This window comes from Nocardia sp. CC213A (genome assembly GCF_030766805.1).
Classification (GTDB): Bacteria; Actinomycetota; Actinomycetes; order Mycobacteriales; family Mycobacteriaceae; genus Nocardia; species Nocardia otitidiscaviarum.
Map to the genome: position 1 here is coordinate 30,830 of NZ_JASFXA010000030.1, position 17,555 is coordinate 48,384.

The 17,555-nt window shown below is 69.0% G+C and carries 10 protein-coding genes; 5 read left to right on the forward strand and 5 right to left on the reverse strand.

What is annotated here, in order from left to right:
* Positions 1-2: 2 nt before the first annotated feature.
* The 3 genes from QJS31_RS35030 to QJS31_RS35040 all read left to right on the forward strand — a co-directional run bounded on the left by QJS31_RS35030 (position 3) and on the right by QJS31_RS35040 (position 3,104).
* The gene (locus tag QJS31_RS35030; RefSeq protein ID WP_029930422.1) at positions 3-1,547 is read left to right on the forward strand and encodes an acyl-CoA carboxylase subunit beta; all 1,545 of its coding nucleotides are present in this window, start codon (positions 3-5) and stop codon (positions 1,545-1,547) included.
* A 301-nt stretch (positions 1,548-1,848) separates the two neighbouring features.
* Complete coding sequence (locus QJS31_RS35035; RefSeq protein ID WP_282781254.1) at positions 1,849-2,049, forward strand: DUF5988 family protein; 201 nt, start codon at positions 1,849-1,851, stop codon at positions 2,047-2,049.
* A 236-nt stretch (positions 2,050-2,285) separates the two neighbouring features.
* Positions 2,286-3,104, forward strand: a complete 819-nt coding sequence (locus tag QJS31_RS35040) for an alpha/beta hydrolase (RefSeq protein WP_282781253.1) — start codon at positions 2,286-2,288, stop codon at positions 3,102-3,104.
* Between the two features lie 10 nt (positions 3,105-3,114).
* Here the strand turns inward: QJS31_RS35040 and QJS31_RS35045 are convergent, their stop codons facing one another.
* The 3 genes from QJS31_RS35045 to QJS31_RS35055 all read right to left on the reverse strand — a co-directional run bounded on the left by QJS31_RS35045 (position 3,115) and on the right by QJS31_RS35055 (position 12,107).
* Complete coding sequence (locus QJS31_RS35045; RefSeq protein ID WP_372341728.1) at positions 3,115-6,444, reverse strand: arabinosyltransferase domain-containing protein; 3,330 nt, start codon at positions 6,442-6,444, stop codon at positions 3,115-3,117.
* A 330-nt stretch (positions 6,445-6,774) separates the two neighbouring features.
* The gene (locus QJS31_RS35050) at positions 6,775-10,185 is read right to left on the reverse strand and encodes an arabinosyltransferase domain-containing protein (protein ID WP_372341729.1); all 3,411 of its coding nucleotides are present in this window, start codon (positions 10,183-10,185) and stop codon (positions 6,775-6,777) included.
* Between the two features lie 86 nt (positions 10,186-10,271).
* On the reverse strand, positions 10,272-12,107 hold the full coding sequence (locus QJS31_RS35055) for a DUF6541 family protein (RefSeq protein WP_372341733.1): 1,836 nt from the start codon (positions 12,105-12,107) through the stop codon (positions 10,272-10,274).
* 226 nt (positions 12,108-12,333) lie between these two features.
* On the opposite strand from QJS31_RS35055, the gene QJS31_RS35060 reads away from it, so the two are divergent.
* Both QJS31_RS35060 and QJS31_RS35065 read left to right on the forward strand, forming a co-directional pair.
* Positions 12,334-14,727, forward strand: a complete 2,394-nt coding sequence (locus QJS31_RS35060; protein WP_282781249.1) for a hypothetical protein — start codon at positions 12,334-12,336, stop codon at positions 14,725-14,727.
* Positions 14,728-14,810: 83 nt separating this feature from the next.
* Complete coding sequence (locus QJS31_RS35065; protein ID WP_282781247.1) at positions 14,811-16,418, forward strand: HNH endonuclease signature motif containing protein; 1,608 nt, start codon at positions 14,811-14,813, stop codon at positions 16,416-16,418.
* Between the two features lie 49 nt (positions 16,419-16,467).
* On the opposite strand, the gene QJS31_RS35070 is transcribed toward QJS31_RS35065, so the two are convergent.
* Both QJS31_RS35070 and QJS31_RS35075 read right to left on the reverse strand, forming a co-directional pair.
* Positions 16,468-16,656 carry a DUF397 domain-containing protein gene (locus tag QJS31_RS35070; protein WP_282781245.1) on the reverse strand — a complete coding sequence of 63 codons (189 nt, stop codon included), beginning with the start codon at positions 16,654-16,656 and terminating at the stop codon, positions 16,468-16,470.
* Positions 16,653-17,555, reverse strand: coding sequence for a DUF5753 domain-containing protein (locus tag QJS31_RS35075; RefSeq protein ID WP_306358814.1), 903 nt, complete (start codon positions 17,553-17,555; stop codon positions 16,653-16,655). The genes QJS31_RS35070 and QJS31_RS35075 overlap by 4 nt, the downstream gene beginning before the upstream one ends.

Below are 17,555 nucleotides of genomic sequence, written 5' to 3' on the forward strand. Positions count from 1 at the left end.
CAGTGAGCACTACCGCCGAGAAACTCGCCGACCTGCGACAGAAGCTGGACGTCGCGAGGGAACCGGCGGGTGAAGCGGGAGTCGCGAAGCGGGCGCGCAAGGGTATCCCTTCCGCCCGCGACCGGATCAATATGCTGCTCGATCCGGGCTCCTTCGTGGAAATCGGTGCGCTGGTTCGCAATCCCGGTGACAAGAAGGCGCTGTACGGCGACGGCGTCGTCACCGGGCACGGTCTCGTCGACGGCCGCCCGGTGGCGGTGTTCTCCCACGACCAGACCGTGTACGGCGGTTCGGTCGGTGAGATGTTCGGCCGCAAGGTCGCGGGCATCATGGAGTTCGCCGCCAAGGTGGGTTGTCCGGTGGTGGGCATCAACGATTCCGGCGGCGCACGCGTGCAGGAGGCGGTGACGTCGCTGGCCTGGTACGCCGAGCTGGGCCGCCGTCAGGAGCCGCTGTCGGGTCTGGTGCCGCAGATCTCCATGATTCTGGGCAGCTGTGCCGGCGGCGCGGTGTACGCGCCGATCAATACCGATGTGGTGGTGGCGACCGAGGCCGCCTACATGTTCGTCACCGGCCCCAAGGTGATTCGCGAGGTCACCGGCGAGGATGTGAGTCTCGAGGAGCTCGGCGGCGCGCACAGCCAGGCGCAGTACGGCAATATCCACCATGTCGCCAAGGACGAGGCGGCGGCGTTCCAGTGGGTGCGCGAGTATCTGTCGTATCTGCCGTCGAGCTGCCAGGAGTTGGCGCCGATCGTGAATCCGGGCCTGGAGCCGGAGATCACCGAAACCGATCTGGAACTGAACTCGATCGTGCCCGACGCCGACAATGCCGGGTACGACATGCACGAGATCCTGTTGCGCATCTTCGACGACGGCGATTTCCACGAGTTCGGTGAGTCGGCGGGCAAGAACATGATCTGCGGGTTCGCCCGGGTGGACGGCCGCAGTGTGGGTGTGGTCGCGAATCAGCCGATGGTGTACGCGGGTGCGCTGGACGCCCGCGCGTCCGACAAGGCCGCCCATTTCATCCGGCTCTGCGACGCCTTCGAGATCCCGCTGGTGTTCGTGGTGGACACGCCGGGCTTCCTACCCGGGGTCGAGCAGGAGAAGATCGGCGTCATCAAGCGCGGCGGCCGATTCCTGTTCGCCTTCGTCGAAGCCACCGTCCCCAAGGTGACCGTGGTGATCCGAAAGTCGTACGGCGGCGGCTACGCCGTCATGGGATCAAAGCAGCTCGGCGCGGATGTCAATCTGGCCTGGCCGACCGCCCGCATCGCGGTCATGGGCGCGGAGAGCGCGGTCAGCCTGATCGGCGCGAAGACCATCGACGCGGCCCCCGAGGAGCAGCGCGCCGCCATCCGCCAGCAGATGATCGACTTCTACAACGCCACCGTCGCCACCCCCTGGGTGGCGGCCGAACGCGGCTACATCGACGCCGTCATCGAACCGGCCACCACCCGCCTGGAGATCCGCCGGGCGCTGCATCTGCTCCGCGACAAGACCGTCGCCCGCAACCCCCGCAAACACCACCTGCTGCCGCTGTAGAAGCCAGCCCGTGCCCGGCGTGCGAGGCCGCTTTGCCCGCGTTCGGCGTGCGAGCCGCTTTGCCTGTGTTCGGCGTGCGAGCCGCTTTGCCCGCGTTCGGCACGCGAGCCGCTTTGCCCGCGTTCGGCACGCGAGCCGCTTTGCCCGTGTCCGGCACGCGAGCCACCTTGCCCGCGTCCGGCGCGCCCTCCCACTTTCCCCGCGCCCGCCGCGCGTCAGCGCGGCGGGCGCTACCCCCTCCGACACCCCGGATTACCGGGAATCGGTCAGTCGATAGCCCCGCATATGAGAGCCTTCAGCTATGAGTAGCAAACCGAAGGCCGTACTCGAAGGCGGGCCCGACGGCCTGAAGACGCGGATCGTCCCCATCACCCCGCCGGGCGTGGAACTGCGGGTGGCCTTCGAGGACGGCTACGAGCGGTTCAAGGTGACGCCGCGCTGGGCGGAGACGCCGGAGGGCAGCCTGCCGGTGTACGAGTGGGTCGCCCATATCGCCCGGTGAACTCCAGTGCCGCCGATTCAGGGATTGGGAACGGTCGGCGCGGCGGATCGGCTGCCGCAGCGGCAGCGCGGGCTTGAACATCCGCACATCCACGAACCCGCCGTGCGGCAGCACCACGGGTTCGCCGTCACCGTGAGCCGATCGGAGGAGTGTCACCGACCGGCGTAATCCGGTGTCAGCGGCCGTATCAGGCCGGTGTCAGCTCGGCATCAGGCCGGATGCCGAGAGTGGTTGTCATGACGAAGAACAACACCTCCGCAGCCACCGCGATCACGTCGACCTGGACCGGCATGGTGCCGGTCGAGGACACCGCCCTGGCCGTCACCGATACCGGCGGTTCCGGTATCCCCGTGGTCTATCTCAACGGCCAGTTCGCCACCCAGGGCTACTGGAAGCGGGTCGTCGCCGAACTCGGTGCCGAGTTCCGGCACATCACCTATGACGAGCGGGCGCGCGGCAAGTCGAAGCGTTCGGCCGACTATTCCTTCGAGGCCGCCGTCCGGGACGTGGACGCCGTGCTGGCCGCCCGGGGGGTGGAGCGGGCGCTGGTGGTGGGCTGGTCCTACGGTGCGTTCGTCGGCGCGCACTGGGCCGCCCGCAATCCGGATCGTGCCGTGGGCGCGGTGCTGGTCGACGGCGCGTTCCCGTACGACTGGCTGGACGACGCCATGGAGCAGCGGATCCGCACGCTGTTCAAGCGGTTGAACTGGGTCATGCCGCTGCTGCGCCCGACGGGTCTGACACCGCGCATGTCGGCGGCGCAGCAGGCCGAGAGCAATATCGAACTCGGCAAGCTCTCCCGCGAGCGTGAACTCGGTCCGGTGCTGGACGGCATCACCGTGCCGACCCGCTATGTGGTGGCCTCGGGGACGTCCTTCGGCAGCCGCGGTGACGAGCAGGAACGCATCCGCACCAGCCTCGACGCGGTGTGCGCCCGCAACCCGCGCATCAGCCTCAGTGCGAAGGTGTCGAGCAACCATTCGCACGTGCTGCGCAAGGACTTTCGCGCCGTCGCGGCGGCGGTCCGGGAAACGGTGGCCGCGGGGCAGCGTTGAATCGCCCGACTCAGACCCGCATCTTGCCGGGACTCCACCAGCCGGAACGGGTTTCGGTGCCGGTGGTGATCTCGGCCGGGGTGGCCGGGTAGAACTGGTCGTAGCGTTCCAGCGAACCCCAGTCGCGGGCCCAGTCGTCCTTCAGATAGGTCGGGATGGTGACCGATCCTGCGATCATCTGCGAGAAGCCGAGCGGCCCACCGAATTCCTCGGCCTGCCAGGTATTGGTGGAGCTGATGGCGAGCGGCCGGTCCGGCAGGATGCGGTAGTTCGGGACCTCCGCCACGCCGTAGCGGTGGTCGAACGGCTGCTGGCAGGGGAACTGGAGGCCGACGGCCCAGTCCAGCAGCACCGGCTGGGTGCCGCCGATGTAGTTGTTGAGCGACTGGAGCTTCGGCACGCGCGGCGGGGTGAACGCCAGCCACTGGTCACCGATGAGGATCGGGTCCTTGGCGTGGATGCGCACCACGTCGACGTCGCCGGGCAGTTCGTCCAGCGGCACCCGCACATTCCGCCAGGACGGCGCGGGACCGATGTCGCGCGGGCGGTACGAGCCGAGCTGTTCGACGCCGCCGTCGGGCAGCCGCCGCCCGTAGTCCAGGAACAGGTCCTGGCCGTAGGTCATGCGCCCGGTGTCGTCGAAGGACATGACGCGTCCGGCCACCGACATGACCACCAGCGGCGCGTCCGCGGAGCGGGCGGGCAGTTCGTACCAGCTGGAATACAACTCGGCGGGCTGCTGCACCCCGTCCTGCCAGCTGCCCATCACCGGTGTGGTGGCCGGGTCGAGTCCGAAGGGCAGCGCCGCGATGGAGCCGTTGACGCCCTCCGCGCCCAGTCCGCCGCCGGTTCCGGCGTTCTCGCCCTCGGCGAAGGCGGGGCCGATGGTCTGGGTGGAGGTGTTGCCGGTGCCGGGCTTCACCTCGACGGCGTCGGCGTCGAGCTGTTGGGGAATGCCATTGGGCGAGAACCCGACCGGCTTCTCCCCGGCGAGCGGGTCACCGTTGAGCGGCGGCCGCTCCGGGTCGATGAGGGGTCGCAGGTTGCCGCTGTTCGGATCGGCTTCCACCAGTACGTCATTGGCGAGTCCGCACGAATTGCCGCCCAGCGCGTCGATATTCGACCGGGCCAGCGAGTACGCCGGGTACTGCGAGTACGCGCCCTTCACCAGTGACAGCACCTCGAACAGCACCATGAACGCGGCCACCACGGTGAGCGGGATGGCGGCGAACTTGCGAATCCGCCTGCCGCGCTTGCTTCGTGCGTCGGCGGGCGGTTTGGCGTAGCCCTCGCGCAGCGACTGCCAGGCCACCAGCGCCAACGCCAGTCCGAACAGGATGAGCATGAAGGTGTTGGACTGGTAGCCCTGCAGGGACACCCGCTTGTCGAACCACGGCACCCCGAAGCTGGACACGTACCAGTACCCGTTGATGCCGGAGAAGGCGACGGCGAGGGTGAACAGCAGCCCCGCCAGGAACACCGACCGGTTCTTGCGGGACCGCAGCGCCGTGGCCGACACCGTCACCGCCGTCACCGCCGCCAGCGAGCCCGCGATGCCCGCGTACGCGCCGAAGTGGTGCGTCCACTTGGTCGGGTTGAACATCATGAAGAAGATGGTTCCGAAGACCACGCCCATGAGCCGCCAGGTCGGCGCGCTGGCGATACCCGGGATCTGCCGCCGCCGCAGCAGCACCAGCAGGGTGGTGATCAGACACAGGATCATGATCAGGAACGCGAACCGCCGCGACAGCGAACCGTCCACGGTCTCCACGAACAGGTAGTAGTAGCGCAGGTAGTCCTCGTACCAGGCCAGGTTGGGGCCGGTGGCCTGGCGCACCCGATTGGCTTCCATGATTCCGGCGAAGGTCTGGTCGCCGAAGACCACGACGAGCACCAGGAATCCGGCCGCGGCGATGGGCGCGAGCAGTGCGGTGGTGCCGAGTTCCCGGTGTTTGCGCACCACGATCCGCACCAGCGGCCGGATGGCGACCAGCAGCGCCGCCACGCACATGAGTCCGGTGGGCGCGGCGGCCAATGTGAACGCAGCGATCAGGACCGCGACGGCCGCGGGCAGCAGCCGCGAGGTGGCGATGGCCCGCTCGATGGACACCCAGGTCAGCAGCGCGCCCAGGGCCACGATGGGCTCCGAGCGCAGGCCGTTGTCGTAGGGCAGCCAGAACGCCAGGAACACCAGTCCACCGGTCCACAGCGCCACCTTGGAGTTGCGCACCCCGCGCCCCAGCCGCGGCACCACCTCGCGGCTGATCACCAGCCAGCAGAGGATGCCGCACAGCAGCGCCGGAATCCGCACCCACGCACTGGCGGTGGAGATTTCGGCGAACGCCTGGATGACGTAGTAGTACCAGCCGAACGGCGCTTCGGGCACGCCGTACCAGCGGAAGTAGTTGGCCATGTAGCCCGCGTGCGGCGCGACCCGGGTCATGGTGAGGATGTAGCCGTCGTCGGAGGTGTTCGCGCCGACGAAATGCCACAGTGTGAGGGTGCCGATCACCGCGCCGTCCGCCCAGGTGGGCTCGAGCCAGTGCCGCGGGAAGATGCGCCGGTGCCCGCGCCCGTCGGCGGTGTCGAGGACACCCAGCGCTCCCATGGCGATCAGGGTGAGCAGCACCGCGCCGATGAGCGCGACCAGTTTCACCACGGTCGGCGTGGAGGAGAACCGCGAATCCACGGTCATCGTGAAGGCCAGTCCAGCCGGGACCTCGCCGACCATATCGGTGAACACGCCGACCACCTGCGGCCGCAGATCACCGAGCAGCTGTCCCTCCAGCGGCACCACCACGGTCTCGGTGCCGCCGCCGGGCACCGGCCGCTCGACGGTCCGGGTCAGGCCCTCGAATTTCGCGTGGGTGCGCGTGCGGTCGGAGGTGATGACGATCTGCGAGCAGTCGCTCATCTCGGACCGCTGCGCGGACGCCACCACCGCATTGCGGTCCACCACATCCACGGTCTCGCCCGACACCCGCACGAACAGCGCCTGCAGGTCGGCCTCCCGCCCCTGTGGCGGCGCGGTCGACAGCAGGATCCCACCCCGTGGATCGGCCAGCTGCGTCACCGCCGCGCAGGGGATGCTCACATCCAGGTCGATGGGCACCTGCGACATGAGCGGCGCTTGGATATTGCCCAGCGTCCCGTTCTGCGGCCAGTCGATCACCGCCGTCGTCTGCTTGACGGGCAGGAACGGCGTGGCCAGCGCGAGCAGCGCGCCGAGCACGCCCGCGACTATCGCGATGAGCTTCGCGGTGCGGAAGTCACGCGGCGTCGCGGCGGGCGTCTCGGGCGGTGTCGGCTTGGTCAGAACAGCGGCGGTGGCGTCGGGCACGGAGAGAGATGGTATCTGGGAACACCGTGAGTGACCGCGTTCACTGGGCCGTTGCGGGACGTATACCGGGGCAAGTTGATTCCAGCCGGAAATACTCGCGGAGTCGCCCGGCGAACCTCCAGGTCAACGCGGCCTCGGAGCGAGGCTCGGCGTCTGGTCAGGAGTCAGTCGACGGAGTTCAGCGCGGGTCGTCGGTGCCGGACGCGCGCCGCTCGCCGAATCGGCCGGTGTCGCCGTGGCGAGCTTGATCCGCGCACGACCCATCAGCGCGGACCTGATCGACCAGCCCACCGGGTGCCCACCGACAACGCCGATCGATTCGGCCTCGACTCACCGCGCCCGGATCGGGGCGTCGTCCGCCAGCCCGGAACGCGTCTGCACCGTGACGTCCAGTTCCGCCGGTTCGGCGTCGCTCACGTACGGCGTGAACTTCTCCAGCGAACCCCAGTCCCGTCCCCAGTCGTCGTCGAGATAGGTGGGCACGGTCTGGGCTTTCAGGAGCAGCTCGGTCCAGCCCAGGGGGCCGCCGCCGATATCGTCCTGCCACGCGTTGGAGGCGTCGGAGCCGACCCGGTCGGGCATGATGCGCCACCGCGGGACCTCGGCGACGCCGTCGTGGTGGTCGAAGGGGCGCTGGCACGGGAAGGCGAGGCCGACATGCCAGTCCTCCAGCACCGGGGCGGTGCGGCCGACGACCGCGTCGAGGGTGGCCAGCTTGGGCAGGCGCGGCGGGGTGACCGCCAGCCACTGCTTCTGGGTGATGTCGGCGTCGTGGGCGACCAGGCGAACGGCGTTGGCCGAGGCCGGAATATCGCGCAGCGGCACCCGCAGGTTGCGCCAGGAGGGTGCGGGGCCGATGTCGATGGGTCGGATGCGCCCGACATCGGTCACGGTGCCGTCGTCGGCACGGGTGCCGTATTCCACCCACAGGTCCTGGCCGTAGGTTTCGACGCCGTCGGCGTCGATGTAGCGGATGCGACCGGCGGCGGTGACCACGAGCACCCGGTAGGCCGGGTCGTCGCGCATGCTGTCGGTCAGATCCAGCCGGTACCAGTGCGTGGTGAGGTCGGCGATCCGCTGCTCGTCCTGGGTGTAGCTGCCCAGGACCGGGGTGCGTGACGGGTCGAGCCCGAAGGGCAGCGCCACATTCGAGCCGTTGATCCCGGCCTGCTGGCGGCTGCCGCCGCCGGTGCCCGCGCCGGTGGTGTTGCTGGTCTTGTTGTCCTCGGTGCCGACGGAATTGGCGCTGCCGGTGACCGTCTCCTCCTCGTCGGCGGTGAGGTCGGCAGCCACCCCGTCGGGGGCGAAACCGGTGTTCTCGGCGTTCAATCCGTCGGCGGGCGACCCGTCGAAGGGATGCAGCAGCGAATCGGCGGTATCGGTCTCCACCAGCACCTCATTGGCCAGCGCGCACGAATCCCCGCCCAGCGCACGCAGATTCGACTCGGCGATGGAGTAGGCCGGGTACTGGGTGACGGCGGCCTTGGCCAGCGACGCCACCTCGAACACCACCAGCGCGGCCGCCGCGATGGTCAGCGGCATGGTGGCGAACTTGTCGAAACGCCGCACCCCGCGTGGGGTTTTCGCGTACGGCTGCCGGTAGTGCTGGATCAGCGCGACGAGTAGGAACACCACCGCGAGCCCGAGGAACAGCGTCGAGAAACCCTTGCCGGCGATGGACGGCGCCTTGTCCCACCACGGGACACCGTAGCTGGACACGTACCACCAGCCGTTGGACCCGGTGAAGGTGATGGCGAGCAGGAAGAACACCGCCGCCGTGAACAGCGAGCGATTGCGCGGCGAGCGAATCCCGTTGACGCCCACCGCGACCGCGGTGAGCGCGGCCAGCGAGCCCGCCAGCCCCGCGTACACGCCGAAGTGGTGGGTCCACTTGGTGGGGGTGAACATCATGAGGAACAGCGACATGAACACGATGCCGAGAATCCGCGCCGACGGTCCGCGCGAGGTGCCCGGAATCCGCCCGTTCTTGCGCAGCATCACCAGCACGCACACACCGAGGCAGAGCAGCATGATCAGCACCCCGAAGCGCCGGGACAGCGAGCCGTCGGGGGAGAGCATGAGCAGCGAATCCCACCGTGTGCGCTCGTCGAACCAGGCCACGTTCGGCCCGACCAGCGTGCGCACCCGCGTCGCCTCCATGACGGTGGCCAGCGTCTGGTCGGCGAAAACGACCACCAGCACCAGGGTTCCGGCCGCGACCCCCGGAGCCAGCAGCGCGGCATACCGCAGTACCGCCGCGCCCCAGCCGGACTTGCCCTCCGCCGTGGAACGGGCGGGTGCGTCGCCGCCGCGTGTCGCTTTCGCGGCCTGCGGCTCGTCGGCCGCGCCGGAGTCCGGAGATTCGGCGGCTTCTCGCTCCACCTCCGAGCGTGGCACGACGGTCTGATGCACCATCGGGTAGTCCGCCCGCGCCCGCTTGATGATGTGCTGGAGCACCGGTCGCGAACCCGCGATGAGCGCGGCCAGGCAGATCAGCCCGGTCGGCCCCGCGGCCAGCGAGAACGCGGCGATGAGCACGGCGACGGCGGCGGGCAGCAGCCGTCCGGTGGCGATGGCGCGTTCCATGGAGCACCAGGTGAGCAGTGCGCCCGCCGCGATGAGCGGTTCGGGCCGCAGCCCGTTGTCGTAGGGCAGCCAGGCGGCCAGGAACACCAGTCCGGCCGTCCACAGCGCCACCCGGTCGCGGCGCACGCGAGCGCCCAGGCGCGGCAGCACTTCTCGGCTGATCACCAGCCAGCACACGATGCCCGCGAGCAGCGACGGCAGCCGCATCCACGGGCTGGCATCGCTGATGCGCGTCATCCAGGCCAGCAGTTCGTACGGCCATCCGAACGGTGCCTCGGCCACCCCGAACCACCGGTAGTAGTTGGCCATGTACCCCGACTCGCGCGAGGCGCGAGCCATATTCAGGATGTAGCCGTCATCGGAGGTATTGGCCCCGATGACGTGCCACAGCACCAGCGTGCCCAGCACGGTCACGTCGGCGAGCGAGACCTTCCACCAGTGCGCGGGCAGGAAGCGCCGGTGCCGCCGTCCGTCGGTGGTGTCCATCAGATGCAGGGCGATGAGCGCGATGATGGTGAACACCACCGCGCCGATCATGGCCAGCCGCTTGAGCAGGCTGGGGCTGGAGGTGAAGCGCGCGTCGATCTCGACCGCGGCCGTGGCCGCGCCCAGCCGGTCCCGTGGCACATCGGTGAAGATGCCCACCACCTGCGGTCGCGCGTCGCCGCCGACCTGCCCGGCGAACGGCGTGCCGTCCTGCCGTGTCGCACCGGTGATCTCGGTGCGCGTCTCGGCGGCGGACGAGGTCACCGTCAGCGCCCCGCAGTCGGCGAGTTCGGCCAGCGGGGCGGACAGCAGCGGAATATTGCGCACCAGCACCTGTACGGTGCGGCCGGTCTCGGGTTCGTCCTCCACCCGGACCACCAGGCCCTTGTCCACCGCCTGCCCGGATGCCGCCGGGACGGTCGAGAACAGTGTGCCGGCCTGCACTCCGTCGCGCACCACCTCGCACGGCAGTGCGACCCTGAGCTCCAGCGGCGTGTACGACACCAGCGGCGCCTCCAGATTCGCGGTCTCGCCCTGCGGCCAGTGCAGCGTCGGCCGGTCCTGCTCGATCGGCAGGACGGGCATCAGCACTGCCAGCACGACGGCCAGCAGACCGGAGATCAGGGCGATCAGGCGGAGTCGGGGTAACGCTCGGGTGTCTGCGCGCACGGACGTCGATGCTATCGACCCTTGCTCGTCCGATACCGCAACAGCACCACCCCGGAGCGAAATGCCGTGGTCTCGGTGGCTCAGGCTCAGACGAGTCCGCGCACGTCCCATATCCAGACGCCGTTGACGCGCTGCCCGTGGAATCCGAGCAACTGGTCCACGGTGAGGCGCAGGACCTCGCCGTTTTCGGTGGGCGGCAGCACCAGCACATCGGCCTGCCAGTACCGCAGATCCGCCAGCGCCTGGGCGCGCAGCGCGTCGTCGACGACCGGAACCCGGTTGCCTTTCTGTGCTTTCATGAGCAGGGCGGCGGTGGGCCGGTCGTCGGGGCCGTAGCGGCCCTTCTTGTCGACACCGGTGGGCCCCACGAAATAGCCGCCCGCCAGCGGGAAGCTGAAGTCGGCGGCGGTCTGCCAGCGCAGGGCGCGGGCGTCCGGCGGGGTCGGCGGCGGCACGATCACCACGGAACCGTCGGTGACATACCGGTTCACAGTGCCGTCGGCGAAGAAGGCCGGGGTAGGGGTGCGCTGCACCACCGGAAGAATGGTGGGGGTGAGCGGCACCAGCGCCAGGGCCAGCGCGGCGAACCAGGCCAGCGGCCGCCAGTCGGTCGCCGACGCACGCCAGTACTGCACCGCCCGCTGCGTCGCGAGCGCCAGAATGGCGGCGATGGCCGGTACGGCGGCGAAGGTGAAGCGCGATTCCAGCACCGAATTCACCAGCGGCAGCTGCTCGAACCAGTGCCAGGGCAGTGCGATTCCGGTGTCCTCGCGGCCGATCATCAGGGTCGACCCCAGCGACAGCAGGGTGAACGCCACGATCACCACGCTCGCCGCGCGCACCACCCGGTTGCGCCACAGCAGGATCGCGCTGACGGTGACGAGCAGCAGCAGCGGCCAGCCGAAGTAGGAGTTCTCCTCGGTGGGGTTGATGGCCACGTTCGTGCCCGGGGAGAGCATGCCGCCCAGTGATTCGGAGGGGAACTGGAACAGCGCCTCGAGATCGTTGCCCATCGGGCCGTGGTCGATGGACCGGTACGACTGCGGCCCGAAGAACTGCCACCACAGCGGAATCTCGGTGAGCGCCACCGTGATCAGCGCGGCCAGGGCGACCGTGGGCGTGATGCCGCGCAGCACGCGCCAGCCCGCTCGCGGCCGGTGCAGGTAGTACACGAGCGCGAAGACGCCGAAGGCCATGGCGTAGATGAGCAGCGGTTCCTCGCCCAGCGCGATCTGCATCGCCACCAGCAGGCCGAGGATCACGGCGTCGCGGCCGCGCCGCCCGAACGGTCGCGCTGTCGCGGTGTCCCGGTCTTCGCCGGCGGTTTCCGCGCGCTTGGCCAAGCGGAGGAATTGCGCGGTGATGACCGGCAGCAGCAGGAGCACCACGAAGTTCGGGTGTGCGTTGCCGTGCGAGATCATGCCGGGCGCGAAGCCGCAGAACAGGCCGCCGATCGCCGCCGCGGGCCGGGAGTCGACGAGGTGGCGCGAGAACAGCCAGTACCAGGCGAGGGCCGTTCCGGCCAGCCCGAGGGTGAGTACGAGCACGAAGGTGACGGTCGGCCCGAACAGCAGGGTGATGGGGGTGAACGGCACGCCGACGCCGAACATGGCGGTATTCGCCATCATGTTGACGCCGTCGGGATAGTTCTGCAGCACGGTGCCGAGCGGATTCTCCAGGTTCGCGACCTTGTGCGCGGTGACGGCGAAGAACCATTCCCACATCGTTTGGTCCTGACCGCTCTTGATCAGGTACCCGTTATCGGGATGCCGCCACTGTCCGGAGAGCACCAGCACGGCCAGCGCGAGATAGCCGCCCGCGATCAGGAGGTCGGCGCGGGCGAGCCGGAGGCGGTGCGCGATGCGTCGGGGCCGGGACAGGGGAGGGGCGGTCTCCGGGACGGTCCGCTCCAGCACAGCCACGGCCGACCCGGCTTCGTCCGGCCGGTCGGTTTCCCGCCCCGAATTCACAAGCTGACTCCTCTTACTGGCACATCAGCTCGCCACGCTACCGGCTGCGGCTGAGATTCCGCTGGCAAGTCCAGGAGTTATCCACAGAGAACATCACCAATCCACAGATTTCAGGCGGTTTATCCCCAGATGGGTCCAGTGCGCGGTCGCCGTGGCCGCAAGCGCCTACCGTTTCGGTATGCGATTGCATTTCGACCTCGAGGAGGACGAGGAGTTCACCGTCGCCGCCGAGCTCCTGGTGCGGCGCTGTGCGGAGTGGGCGCGGCAGCGGGGGACGCCGATCGTGGAGCCGATCGCGGGCGTCGCGCTGGAGGCCCGCCACCTGAGCAGCGACGGCCGGCTCGCGCACTGGACGCCGGATGCGGTCTGCGATGTGCTGCTGGACTGGATCCCCGATGCCGCGTCCGAGATCGGCCGGGCCGCCGACGCCCCGGATACGCTCCGAACCCTGCTCGGTTACCTGGCCGACAACGGGTTGCTGGACCCCCGAGGCAGCGGGCTCGACGAGCTCCTGGCGGCGATCACCGAGACAGAGCCCGAATTCCGCGCGGAACTACGCACCTCCCTCGCCCTGGAAAGGGCCCAGTCTCTGGACGCGGACGGCGCTCCGGGCGTGAGCGGGTGGGGCCGGATGGACGGTGCTCTGGAGGCGGGCCGGGCAGACCGGGCGGGTGGCGCTGTCAGGGCGAGCCGGGCGGACGACGCTCCAGGTGCGAGCCGGGCAGACGACGCTCTCGAGGTGAGCCGGGCAGACCAAGCGGATGAAGCTCCGTGGGCGAGCCGCACGGATGGAGCTCCGAGGGCAGGTCGCGCCGAAGACGCTCCGGGTGCGAACCGGGCGGGCGACGTTCCGGGTGTGAAGGGGGCGGATCGGGCGGGCGGTGTTCCGGGTGCGAACCGCGTGGACGGTGCGTTCGGATCGTCCGGCGCGTTCGGGACCGGCGGTGTACCAGGGGCGAACGGTGCATCCGATCCACACAGTGCATTCGGCGCACACAGCCCGTCCGGTCCGCACGGTGCCGACGCGGAGATCCCCGAGGCGCTGATGCGGGTGCTGACCGGCGATCTGGATGTGGCCGACCTCGACTCGGCCGATCTGGATCCGGCCGAGGTGGACGAACTGGTGGCGCTCCTGGAATCCGGGCTGATCAGCCACGTCCCCGACCTGCTCGGCGGCGACGAAGCCCCCGTGCGGACCTTCGCCCAACCGCCGGTCGTCCTGCCGGATCATGTGGATCTGGTCGCGGCCGCCGAGTCGGCACCGGTGGTGCGCCAGCTGCGGCTGCTGGTGGACTGGGCCGGTACCGGCCGCCCGCTCACGGCGCAGCGCCGCCTGCGGATTGCCGACGCCCGCGAACTGGTCGCCCTGCTCGACACCGGCGACGATGTGACGGGCGTCCGCGACGCGACGCGGCTCCCGGGGCTGTCCAGGCTGGTCGCGTGGGCGAAACACCTGCGTCTGGTACGTGTCGTACAGGGCGAACTGCGCCAGGTGGCCAAGGCGCGTCCGTTGCTGCGTGATCCCCTGTCGCTGTGGCGGCGCGCCTTCGACGCGGTTCTCGCATCGCCGGAGATCGTCTACGGCACAACGCGATTCGATGAGCTGGCCCTGCTGTCGGATGTGCACGAGCTGGTGCTGCCGGACATGCTCAACACCCTGTACGGCATGCCGCACCCGATGCCGCTGCGGCGGCTCGAGGAGCCGGTGTGGGCGCAGTGGTCGGAGAACTACGCGGACTTCCCGCTCTCGGGCTCACCGCTGGACGAGCGGGCGCGTATCCGCGCGGACCTGCTGACCGCATTCCAGGTGCTGGACCGCCTCGGTGCCGTCGAGTTGACGCGTGGCGTCGCGGACCCGATGTACCTGTCGGATCTCAGCGACCCCGAGTTCGATCCGGTGCCCTGGCTCGATGCCAAGGCGCGCAAGGCATTACGCACCGATCTACGCAAACCGGGCACCCTCTTGGCGCTGACCGACCTGGGCACCGCCGCCATGCGGGACCGGCTGCTCGCCGAGGGGCGTGAGGCCGGAGTCGTCGGCGAACTGCGCGCCGCCGAAGCCGCCGGACTGCTCGGCGTCATCGCCGACCACTACACCGCCGAGACCGCCCATCTGGAGATCCACGGCTGGCTCGACGCCCACCACGGCGACCGTGAGCCGCTGCTCCAGGCGATCCGGGACTGCCCTTTCCGCGGCCGCGCGGCCGCCATGCTGCGTATCCTGACCCTGGCACTCCCCGACGGCCCGCGCCTACTGCGCGCCCTGCGCGGCGACCCGGTGCTGACCCCGCTGGTGGTGGCCCAGCTCGTCTCCGACGGCGAACTGAGCACGGCCGACATCACCGATGACGAGGGCCTGCTCGCCATGGCGGAAAGCATGCTGCAATTGCTCGAACTCGGCGGCCCCGCAGCGGTATTGGAGCAACTGGCCGATACGCCGCCGACCGAACGCGGCGAGCTGGCGCGCACACTCGCCGAATCCGGACATCCGGCCCGAACGGCCCTCGCCGAACTGCTGTCCGTCATACGGACGCCGACAGTGCACGGCAGGCGGTACCGGGGCGGCAGTTGAACCGGGCCAATCGGATGAGAATTGATCGCAGGTCAAATAGATTTCCTGTTCTCTCGCAATGCGATTCGCGATAGAATCGAGATATGAACGGGGGAGGGGGAATTCAGGAGCGCGGCATCGCCCGCGAAATGCTCGCAGCGGCGACCAGCGCACTGACCTGCGATCTCACCCGCATGAATGATGACGATTTCGTCGAATGGATGCGCGAGGTCGAAACCGCGCGGCGGCTGCTGGATGCGTTGTCGCACAAGCTGGTAATCGAAACCTCCGACCGTTCACTGGGCGAACGGTCCGGTGTAGCGGGCACCAGACAATTTCTGGTCGAGACCCTGCGAATCTCCCGGGCCGACGCCAATTCCCGCTATCGCATGGCCGAGAAACTGGGCCGATTCCATCTGCTGGCCGGACTCGACGGCGCGGTCGAATTGCCGAATACCGCACGCGCCCAGTCCGATGGTGCGATCTCCGCCGACCACGCCCGCCAGATCATGAAGGTGATGCAGCGGATTCCGCACGCGGTGCCCCGCACCGACCGCGAAGCGGCCGAACTCGTGCTGGCCGACACCGCTCGCAAGGTCACCCCCGACGATCTCCCTCGCGTGGGCGACGAGATCCTCGGCTATCTCGACCCCGATGGCGCGCTGCCCGACGACCGCGACCGCTCCCGGCAGCGTCAGCTGGTTCCGGGCTGCCAGCGCCCCGACGGCATGTCGCCGCTCAACGGCCTGGTCGATCCGACCTTGCGGGCCTTCCTGGACATGGTCTTCGCGAAATGGGGACGGCCGGGCACGAACAACCCCGACGACCCCGACAGCCCCCGCACCGCCGCCGGTGCCGTCGACCCCGCCCTGATCGAGGCCGCTGCCCGGCGCGACCGGCGTTCGGCCGGGCAGCGCAACCACGACGCCCTCACCGCATTCCTAGCGGCCAGCGGCGGCCCGCAGCGCCTGGGCACCCATCGCGGCCTGCCGGTATCGGTCATCCTGACCATGAACCTCGGCGATGTCGAACGCGCTCTCGGCATCGACTCGATCGTCGAGCCCGGCGACGCGGTCGCACGCACGGCATCCGGCACCCGCATGTCGATCACCGAGGCCCTGCGCATGGCGCAGCGTTCGATACCGACCCTGGTGGTGTTCGACCACACCGGCATGCCCCTGCACCTCGGCGGCAGCCGCCGACTCGGCTCCCCGTGGCAGCGCCTCGCCCTCATCGCGGCCGAACGCGGTTGCACCCGACCCGGCTGCGACGCCCCGGCCGTCTACTGCGCCGTCCACCACAAACGCGAACACGTCGCCGACGGCCCCACCGACATCGAAAACCTCACCCTCGCCTGCGACCCCTGCCACGCTCGCATCACCAACACCCCCCAAGGCTGGAGCACCCCCGCCCCGCCCCTCGGGTCCGGCGCCGTCGGCCCCGCCACCTGGATCGCCCCCCACCACGTCGACCCCACCCGCACCCCGCGTGTCAACCCCCGCCACCACGGCGACAAACTACTCACCCACGCCCGCCGCCAGATTCTGGCCGATTACGCGCACGCCGCCGAACAACACCGGCACTGGCTGGCCGCTCCCGACACCGCTCCGAACCTGCCGCAGGTCTCCGTGGACGCCGATGGGCAGCCCCCGGACGGACAGCGCCGAGACAGCCACCGCATCTGCACCCGAAGACCTCGCCGTGGCAGTTGAACGCCACGGACAATGCATCATCCCCGCAGGCCGCGCCCGACGGGTGTGATCAGCCCTGCCAAATGCCGCTGGCGAGGAAGCTGTCCCACTGCTCCGGGGTGAACCACAGCTCCGGCCCACCGGGATTCTTGGAATCACGCACGCCGACAGCACTTTCCGCGTGAAACAGCTCGACGCACTGCTTCCCGGCATCGGATCGGCTCGACTTGTACCACGTCCCTGATACCGACTCTTTCACGGCGCATACTCCTTAATCGATTGGGATACTAGGGTTCTGGTGTCTTCTTCTGTCAACGCTACTGCCCGCAGTGCCGTGATCGCGCGCTCATACACGTCGACCTCGCTCGCCTGTTCGTGGAATACACTGCCGATCAAGCCTTCTGCGTACACCACCGGTGGTAACACCATCCCGCTCTGCCCTTTGGGCAACCGGAGCAGCGTGAAGATCTGGATTGTGTGCCCGCGGTGCGGGCCTGCCGAGAACGGTATGGCGCGGATGCTGATGTTCTCCCGTTCGCCCACCTCGGCCAGCCAGCGGAGTTGTGCGGCCATGACGGACAGTTCGCAGGGACGATTTCGCATGACGGCTTCGGACAGAAAGCACTCGAGCCGAAACGTTGGGTCATCCAACCGGAGTTGGCGCTGCCGCAGTAGCGCCAACCGCCGTTCGGTGTCGACGGCAGGAAGGTCGGGTTCATCCGTTCGGATGATCGCGCGCCGGTAGTCGGGAATCTGGAGCAGGCCGGGAACAATGGAGGGCTGATAGGCGACGATCTCCTCAGCGACACCCTCGAGACGCAGGAACTTCTCGAAGTTCGGTGCGACCTGGTCGCTGTACGCCTTCCAGAAGCCCTTCGAGTTCCCCTGTGCCTTAGCGGCTTTGTCCTGCTTACGAATCTCCTGCCACAACCGCAGCGCTTCGGTGCGATCTGTCTCTGTGGCGCAGTAGAAGTCGAGCAAGCTTCTGATCTGTGGCGTCGTCAGCTTGGTGGGCGAGCCGTCCTCCATGCGCATGAGGACGAACCGTGTCACCTCGAGATGATTCGCCGCCGCCAGTAGCGCGCTACGCGGAGCCTTCTTCCGGATTGCTTCCATGAAGTTGCCGAAATCCATGCGAGAAACGGTCAATCCGGCCAT